Raw genomic sequence first — 1,576 nt, 5'->3', positions numbered from 1 at the left:
ACGACGTCACCGAACACTCGGGCCTGGTACTTGCCCATGTGGGTGAGAAGGGCGCGCTTGGTGATGTCGCCGACGGCGTACAGCCAGTTGCCCTCGACGCCCTTCACCGTCATCGTGTCGTCGGTCTCGACGTAGCCGCCCGGCGTCAGGCCCACCGCGTCGAGGCCGAGATCGTTACTGCGCGGGCTGCGGCCTGCCGCGATCAACACCTCGTCGGCGACGATCTCCTCGCCGTCGACCACCACGGTGACCTCGCCGCGCAACCGGCCCTCGCCGTTGTCGGAGGGAGAGGGACGGCGTACCTCGCTGATGTCCGCGCCGAGCAGGACCTCGACACCGGCCTTGCGCAGCGCGTCCGTCAGCAGCTCGCCGGCGAACGGCTCGTTGCGGGGGAGGAGGCGCTCGTCACGCGCCGCCAGCGTGACCTCGGCGCCGAGCCCGTTGAGCCAGACGGTCGCCTCGCAGCCGACAACGCCACCGCCGATGACCACGATCCGGTCGGGCACCTCGTGAAGGTTGGTGACGTCGCGGGACGTCCACGGCTTCGCTTCGTGAAGGCCCGGGATCGGCGGCACCGCCGCCGAGGTGCCGGTCGCCAGGCAGACCGCACGCCGAGCCGTAAGCGTGCGAACGGACCCGTCAGGCGCCGTGACTGCGACCTCGCGAACCCCGGCCAGCCTGGCGTGCCCACGGACCACGGTGATGCCGGCCCTTTCAGCCCACTTCACCTGACCGGAGTCGTCGTGGTGGCTGGTGAAGCTGTCGCGGCGCGCCAGCACCTTGTCGATGTCGAGGTGCTCGCCGACCGGCACGCCTGGGAGGGACCGGGCCGCGTCCGCCAGTTCGACCGGGCGCAGCAGCGCCTTGCTCGGCATGCACGCCCAGTACGAGCACTCCCCGCCGACGAGCTCCCGCTCGACCAGGGCGGCGGACAGCCCGCCGTGGTGCGCGTAGTCGGCGGCATTCTCTCCGGGTGGTCCGCCGCCGATCACGATGACGTCGAAGGTGTCCGCGTCCGATGTGGTCATGATCGTGTCGTACCACAACGGCCCCTGTTTCAATGGCGGGGTGGCGAAGCTGCTCGTGGTGCACCACACTCCGTCGCCGGCGACCCAGGAGATGCTCGAGGCCGCGCTGGCGGGTGCGCGCGACGAGTCGATCGCGGACGTGGAGGTAGCGGTGGTTCCCGCCCTGGTTGCAGGGGCCGTCGACGTTCTCGAGGCGGACGGCTACCTGCTGGGTACCCCTGCGAACATCGGCTACATCTCCGGTGCGTTGAAGCACTTCTTCGACACCGTGTACTACCCCGTGCTCGAGGCGACCAAGGGTCGCCCGTACGCCGCCTATGTCCACGGCAACCTGGGCACCGAAGGCGCGGTGCGGGCGCTGGAGACGATCACCACCGGCTTGGGGTGGGTGCCGGTCGCCAAGGTCCTCACGGTCGAAGGGGCGCCGGCGAAGGCCGACCGTGACGCGCTCTACGAGCTGGGCGGCACCGTCGCCGCTACGTTGTCAGCCGGCTGATCCGCCGCACCGCCTCATCGATCACGTCGGGCCGCTTGCAGAAGGCGAACCG

2 protein-coding genes are annotated in these 1,576 nt (G+C 70.3%); one reads left to right on the top strand and one right to left on the bottom strand.

Features of this window, described 5'->3' with window-relative positions:
- Window positions 1–1,028, bottom strand: a 1,028-nt coding sequence (locus VHC63_01660) for an FAD-dependent oxidoreductase (protein ID HVV35278.1), incomplete at its 3' end; no start/stop codon positions are given.
- A 40-nt stretch (window positions 1,029–1,068) separates the two neighbouring features.
- On the opposite strand from VHC63_01660, the gene VHC63_01655 reads away from it, so the two are divergent.
- Window positions 1,069–1,524 carry an NAD(P)H-dependent oxidoreductase gene (locus tag VHC63_01655; protein ID HVV35277.1) on the top strand — a complete coding sequence of 152 codons (456 nt, stop codon included), beginning with the start codon at window positions 1,069–1,071 and terminating at the stop codon, window positions 1,522–1,524.
- The last annotated feature ends 52 nt before the right edge of the window (window positions 1,525–1,576 follow it).

The sequence above is a fragment of the Acidimicrobiales bacterium genome, assembly GCA_035546775.1.
Lineage (GTDB): Bacteria > Actinomycetota > Acidimicrobiia > Acidimicrobiales > JACCXE01 > JACCXE01.
Note: the sequence above shows the minus strand (reverse complement) of the source record. Positions and strands in the feature narration are given on the sequence as shown.